This is a genomic window from Caulobacter sp. 17J65-9 (assembly GCF_010975005.1).
In the GTDB taxonomy this organism is placed as follows: Bacteria; Pseudomonadota; Alphaproteobacteria; order Caulobacterales; family Caulobacteraceae; genus 17J80-11.
Genome location: NZ_JAAIVC010000015.1, coordinates 36,978 through 43,694, shown reverse-complemented (window position 1 = coordinate 43,694; position 6,717 = coordinate 36,978). Strand labels below are relative to the sequence as shown.

The window sequence follows — 6,717 nt, the reverse complement described above, 5'->3', positions numbered from 1 at the left end:
GTGCGGACCAGCTCGCCGGCCGGCAGGGCGCGGGCGAGCGGCGCGCCCTGGCCGGCCCATTGCGCGCCGTAGCCGCCGTCGCCGGCGGCCTTGGCCGCCGCGTTCAACGCCTTTCCGGCGTCGTAGGCGATCGGGTAGTCCGGCGTGGCCAGGCCGGCCAGCGCGCCGTCCGCCAGGGCGGTGAAGCGGTTGGCCAGGCAGCGGGAGGGGCGGCCGGAGATCAGGGCGGTCATTTCGGTCCGCTCGGACGCGGGGCTGAACAGGGCGTCACGGTGGTGCTGGTCGGCGCTGGATTCAGGGCAGCCGATGAAGGCGGTGCCCAGCTGGGCCGCCTGCGCCCCGAGGTCGAGGACGGCGGCTATTCCCGCCCCGTCCATGATCCCGCCGGCGGCGATGACCGGCAGCGGGACCTTGGCGACGAGCAGGCGGGTGAGGGCGACCAGGCCCAGGCGGGTGTCGGCGGACGGATCGAACGCGCCGCGGTGGCCGCCGGCCTCCCAGCCCTGGGCCACGATCGCGTCGACGCCGGCGGCCGCGGCCGCCTCGGCTTCCTGCAGGTTGGTGGCGGTGGAGAACAGGACGATCCCGCCCGCCTTCAGCCTTGCGATCTTGTCGGCCCCGGGCAGGCCGAAGTGGAAGCTGACCACGGCCGGGCGGGTGTCCAGCAGCACGTCCAGCATGTCGTCGTCGACGACGAAGCTCTTGTAGATCTCGCTCAGCGCCGCCGGCGGTTCGGCCCCGAAGCCGTCGAACAGCGGCCGCATGGCGGCCAGCCAGGCGCGTTCGCGCGCCGGATCGGCCTGGGCCGGGGCGTGGCAGAAGACGTTGACGTTGAAGGGGCCGTCGGTGGCGCCACGCACCGCCTCGATCATCGTCCGGGCCGCCTCGGCCTTGACCGCGCCCACCCCGATCGAGCCCAGCGCGCCGGCTTCGGTGACGGCGGCGGCCATCTGCGGCGTCGAGGTGCCCGCCATGGGCGCCTGGACGATCGGAAGCTTCACTCCGATCCGCTCGAGCAGGCTCGTCATCGACCCTCCGGCTAAGGCCGCGGTGCTGAGATAGGCGCCCCGGTCTCGCCGGCAACCGCCTCGACGTCAGGGCACGGCGATCCCCCAGGCCTCGCGCGCCTCGCCGATGCGCGCGAGCTTGGCGTGGAGGGCGCTCCAGTCGTCGCGGGCGTCGATCCCGGCCCAGATCGCCTCGACCTCCTCGATCAGCATCTCCTCCGGCTCCGCACGCTGGAAATAGGCGTGCTGCAGGCGCTGCGGCCGGTCGGCCGCGTAGGGCGCCAGCGCCGCGCGGAAGGCGTCGAAGGCCTCTCCGGCGTAAACCGCCGCGCGCGGCCCGGCCATGGCCCGCGCCTCGGAGGCCAGGCCGCCGAACCAGTCGAAGAACAGGGGCTCCCAGCGCAGCGCGTCGCCCGTTTCGGACAGCAGTTTCAGGGCGGCGGTCCCCAGCGCGTTGTCGGACGCCTCGTCGCGCGGGCTCACGCCCAGGCGCCGGACGAAGGCCGCCCGCATCTCGGCCTGATAGAGCTCGCCGAAGCCGTTCAGCGCCTCGACCAGCGGATCGGTTTCGCTGACCAGGGTGAAGCAGGCGGCCAGCTGGCGCAGGTTCCAGAACACCGCCTCGCCCTGCCGCCCGAAGGCGTAAAGGCCGGCGTGGTCGAAATAGGCGGCCGTGAACGACGGATCGTAGCGCGGCAGGAACCGCCACGGGCCGTAGTCGAAGCTCTCGCCGGTGATGTTCATGTTGTCGGTGTTGAGCACGCCGTGCACGAAGCCGGCGCCGGTCCAGCGCGCCACCAGCCCGGCGACCCGCGCGGTGACCGCGCGCAGCAGGGCGGCTGGCCGGTCCTTCGGCTCGGTGTCGGCCAGCTCCGGATAGTAGAGCTCGATCACGTGGTCGATCAGCTGGCCGATCAGGTCGGCGCGATCGAAGTAGGCCAGGCGCTGGAAGGTCCCGAACCGGACGTGGCTCCACGACAGCCGGGTCAGCACGGCCGAGCGGGTGGGCGAGGGTTCGTCGCCGCGGGCGAGCTTTTCGCCGGTCTCGATCAGCGACAGCGACTTCGAGGTCGGGACGCCCAGCGCCTCCAGCATTTCGGTGGCCAGGATCTCGCGCACGCCGCCCTTCAGGGTCAGGCGGCCGTCGCCGGAGCGCGACCAGGGCGTCTGGCCCGAGCCCTTGGTGCCCAGGTCGAGCAGGCGCTCCGTGCCGGCCTCGCGCAGCTGGGCGAAGAGGAAGCCGCGGCCGTCGCCGAGCTCGGGGTTGTAAACCTGGAACTGGTGGCCGTGGTAACGCATGGCCAGCCGCTCGTCCGGCGCGCCGGGCAGGGGCTCGAACCGGCCGAAGATCGCGACCCACTCCGCGTCGGTCAGCGTGTCCAGGCCGACACGCCGGGCGATCCGGCTATTGCGAAATCGAAGGGTCGTCTCGGGGAAGCCGGCCGGTTCGACCGGATCGGCGAACTCGGGGCCTAGGGCGCGGAAGCGGTTGTCGAGGCGGAAGGCGGCGGCGACGGGCATCTGCGTCCCTTAACACGCGGCGCGAGCCGTTCGCTTGATAACCCCCGGCGCTCCCGCCAAGTTGGAACGCTCGGCCCCGAGGGAGCGCCATGGCCCGTCGGTTCACGCTCGACTTCCTGCGTACCGAAGCGGCGTCGGGCGTCCTGCTCGCGGCGGCGGCGGCCTGCGCGCTCGCCCTGGCCAACTCGCCCTGGGCCGGAGCCTACTTCCGCCTGCTGCACGCCGAGATCCCGCTGCAGGTCGGGGCGTGGCGGGCCAGCGACACCGTCGCCGGCTGGGTCCGTGACGGGCTGATGGCGGTGGTGTTCTTCGTCGTCGGCCTCGAGATCAAGTTCGAGGTGCTGAAGGGGGAGCTGTCCAACCCCCGCCGCGTCGCCATGCCGGTGCTGGCGGCGCTGGGCGGCATGGTCGTTCCGGCCGCCCTCTACCTGCTGGTGAACCAGGGCCCGGGCGGCGACCTGCGCGGCTGGTCGGCGCCGGTCGCCACCGACGTGGGACTGGCGCTGGCGGTGGTCGCCGCGGTCGGGCGGGGCCTGCCAGCCCCGCTGCGGGTGTTCCTGATGACCCTGGCCATCGTCGACGACCTCGGCGCAGTCGCCATCATCGCTCTGGCCTACAGCCGTCACCTGCACGCCACACCCCTGATCGGGGCGGCCCTGGCGCTGGCGGCCATGGCCTTCGTCCAGCGCGGGCGGCGCGTCTCGTTCGTCTATCCGATGCTGGGCTTCCTGCTGGCCTGGGGGTTCGCGCGCGCCGCCGGGGTCAGCCCGTCCCTGGCCGGCGTCGCCGCCGCCTTCACCGTCCCGGCCATAGCGCCGCGGCCGGGCGAGCCGGTCCCGCTGAAGGTCGCCGTCGAGGCGCTGCACCCCTGGGTCGCCTTCCTGATCCTGCCGCTGTTCGCCTTCACCTCGGCGGGCGTGGCGTTCGGAGATATCCCCGCCCACGACGTGCTCACCCCCGTTTCCGTCGGGGTCGCGCTGGGTCTGTTCCTGGGCAAGCCGGCCGGCGTGTTCGGCGGCGCGGCCCTGGCGGCGGTCACGGGGCTGGCGCGTCGGCCGGGCGGGGCGACCTGGGCGGAGCTCTACGGCGTCTCCGTCCTGTGCGGCGTCGGCTTCACCTTCAGCCTGTTCCTCGGCGGCCTGGCTTTCGCGGGCGGCGACCCGGCCCTGCTGGCCCAGATGAAGCTGGGCGTGATCTGCGGGTCCCTGCTGTCGGGTCTGTGTGGCGCCGTTGCACTGGGCTGGGCGGCTTCGCGACGTAGATCGATGGGCGCCGAACCAACTCCCTACGTCGAGACTACTTGACCTAGCGGAAGCTGGTGCATTTGCGTCACAACATTCGCAAGCCTGCAACGGGTTGAAGCGTGGCCGCTTGTTCACGCCTGCGCCGTAGATTACCCAAATTAAGTCAGAATCCGTCCAGGGATCGACTTGGCCGGCTTCAAGAACAAAGAGCGGCGCGACCGCAGCCAATGCGGCGCGCAAAAGTCGGGGCAGGAAATGCGCTTCACGAAGATTCTCCGCGGCACGGCGTCGGTCGCCGTCCTCGCGGCTTTCGCCGCCGGTGCGAGCTACGCCGGGACGGCCTACGCGCAAGACGACGAGGTCAACTCGGTCGACGAGCTGGTGGTCACCGCTCAGAAGCGCGAACAGAACCTGCAGGACGTGCCGATCGTGGTCACGTCGCTGTCGGAAACCCTTCTCGAAAACGCTGGCGTTAAGGACATCAAGGATCTGCAGATCCTGACTCCGGGCCTGACCGTCACCTCGACGACCAGCGAAACCATCACCACCGCCCGCATCCGCGGCGTCGGCACCGTCGGCGACAACCCGGGCCTGGAGAGCTCGGTCGGCGTCGTGGTCGACGGCGTGTATCGTCCGCGCAACGGCGTGGGCTTCGGCGACCTCGGCGAGATGCAGCGCATCGAAGTGCTGAAGGGCCCGCAGGGCACGCTGTTCGGCAAGAACACCTCGGCCGGCGTCATCAACGTCATGACCAAGGCTCCGGCGTTCGAGTTCGGCGCCGAAGGCGAGCTGACCGCCGGCAGCGACGGCGCCCTGGGCGCGGCCGCTTCGATCACCGGCCCGATCGCCGGCGACAAGCTGGCCGGCCGCCTGTACGTGGCCAAGCGCGAGCGTGACGGCTTCTACGACGTGAAGACCGGCGACGGTCCGCGCACCCTGACCTCGGACCAGGACCAGAACTTCTGGACCGCCCGCGGCCAGCTGCTGCTGCTGCCGTCGGACTCGGTCGAGATCCGCGCCATCGCCGACTACACCAAGCGCGAAGAAAACTGCTGCGCCGCGGTGCAGGTCCGCTCGGGCCCGACCGCCGCGATCCTGAACAACCCGCTGATCACCGCCAACGGCCAGGGCGTCGCTCCGGCCGGCGGCCCGACCTTCCCGATGCTGCCGTTCTCGCGCACGGCCTACTCGAACCGCAGCACCGCGCAGATGGTCGAGGACAAGGGCCTGTCGATCGAAGCCAACGTCGACCTGCCGAACTGGAACGCCACCCTGACCTCGATCTCCTCGGTCCGGTTCTGGGATTCCACCAACGGCCACGACATCGACTATTCGGGCGCCGACATCCTGTATCGTGAGGCCAACGGCGAGTACGGCTTCTCGTTCGACACCCTCAGCCAGGAAATCCGTCTGGCCGGCTCGACCGACCACCTCGACTGGCTGGTCGGCGGCTTCTACGCCAGCGAAGACTTGAGCCGGACCGACGCCTACAACCTGGGCGGCGACTACAACACCTACCTGTCGCTGATCCTCAGCGGCGGCGCCAACCCGGGCATGGTCGGCATCCTGACCGGCTCGTTCACCGACCTGAACCCCGATCCGGTGCTGACCTCGTGGGTCCCGTCCGGCGCGGGCCCGACCTTCTCGGCCGGCAAGTCGGCTCTGGACACCTACGACCAGACCTCCAAGACGCTGGCGTTGTTCACCAACAACACCCTGCACGTCACGGACGCGTTCGATATCACCATGGGCCTCCGCTACACGATGGAGGACAAGGATCTCGACACGCACCAGACCAACCCGACCAACAACTCGGTCTGCCCGGCGGCGATGTTCAACTACGCCACCAACCGTTGGCAGAACCTGCCGCTGACCGCCGCTCAGAAGCAGACGGCCGTGGGCGTGCTCTGCCTGCCCTGGACCAACCCGGCGTTCAACAACCGCATCACCCACCAGTCGAGCGAAGAGCGCGAATGGTCGGGCACCGTGAAGGCGTCGTACCGCTTCAACGACGACATCATGACCTACGTGTCCTACGCGCGTGGTTATAAGGGCGGCGGCTTCAACCTGGACCGCGTGCAGTCGCTCACCCCGGGCGGCTTCGTGCCCGACGCCTCGACCCACTTCGCTCCGGAAATGGTCGACAGCTACGAACTGGGTCTGAAGACCACCTGGTTCGACAACTCGCTGCTGCTGAACGCCACCCTGTTCCAGCAAGAGTACTCGGACTTCCAGCTCAACACCTTCCTCGGCACCGCCTTCGCCGTGGAAACCATCCCCGAGCTGACCTCCAAGGGCGTCGACATGGACCTGATCTGGTTCGCGCCGATCGAGGGCCTGTCGTTCCAGGGCGGCGTGACCTACGCCAAGACCGAGTACGGCAAGTTCACCGCCACGGACCTGAACGATCCGACCCACTTCCCGGCGCTCAGCCTGCTCCCGGGCGCCCAGATGTCGTTCGCTCCGGAATGGTCGAGCACCGGCGCGGTGACCTACGAGCACTCGTTCGGCGCCATGAAGGCGGGCTTCAACCTGTCGGCCAAGTACACGTCCGAATACAACACCAAGTCGGACCTGCTGCCGGCCGGCATGCAGGACGCCATGACCCTGCTGAACGGCCGCATCTCCTTCGGTTCGGAAGACGACCGCTGGACCTTCGAGCTGTGGGGTCAGAACCTGACCGACCAGGACTACTACCAGGTCGTGTTCAACGCGCCGCTGCAGGGCACCGCCTTCCAGACGACGCTGCAGCCGAGCGGCAACTACTACAACGGGGCTCTGGACACCCAGACCTACAACGCCTTCCTGGGCCAGCCCCGCACCTGGGGCGCGACCCTGCGCATCAAGTACTAAGAGCTTCGTCCCCGAACAGGGGCGTCGCGGGCCGGCCGGGAGCGATCCCGGCCGGCCTTTTCTTTAGCCGCTGGAGCGCCGGCGGTCGGGGC

At 70.0% G+C, this 6,717-nt stretch carries 4 protein-coding genes; 2 read left to right on the top strand and 2 right to left on the bottom strand.

Annotated elements, in window-relative coordinates; all coding sequences use genetic code 11:
* Together G3573_RS04685 and G3573_RS04680 are read right to left on the bottom strand one after the other, a co-directional pair.
* Positions 1–1,028 (bottom strand): nitronate monooxygenase (locus G3573_RS04685; RefSeq protein ID WP_163259689.1); only part of this gene is annotated, 1,028 nt, incomplete at its 3' end.
* 66 nt (positions 1,029–1,094) lie between these two features.
* On the bottom strand, positions 1,095–2,528 hold the full coding sequence (locus G3573_RS04680; protein WP_163259688.1) for a protein adenylyltransferase SelO: 1,434 nt from the start codon (positions 2,526–2,528) through the stop codon (positions 1,095–1,097).
* Positions 2,529–2,617: 89 nt separating this feature from the next.
* Between G3573_RS04680 and nhaA the strand changes: the two genes are divergently transcribed.
* Complete coding sequence (gene nhaA / locus G3573_RS04675; RefSeq protein ID WP_163259687.1) at positions 2,618–3,832, top strand: Na+/H+ antiporter NhaA; 1,215 nt, start codon at positions 2,618–2,620, stop codon at positions 3,830–3,832.
* A 195-nt stretch (positions 3,833–4,027) separates the two neighbouring features.
* Positions 4,028–6,625 (top strand): TonB-dependent receptor, encoded by a 2,598-nt coding sequence (locus G3573_RS04670; protein ID WP_163259686.1) that lies wholly within the window; start codon positions 4,028–4,030, stop codon positions 6,623–6,625.
* Positions 6,626–6,717: the final 92 nt, after the last annotated feature.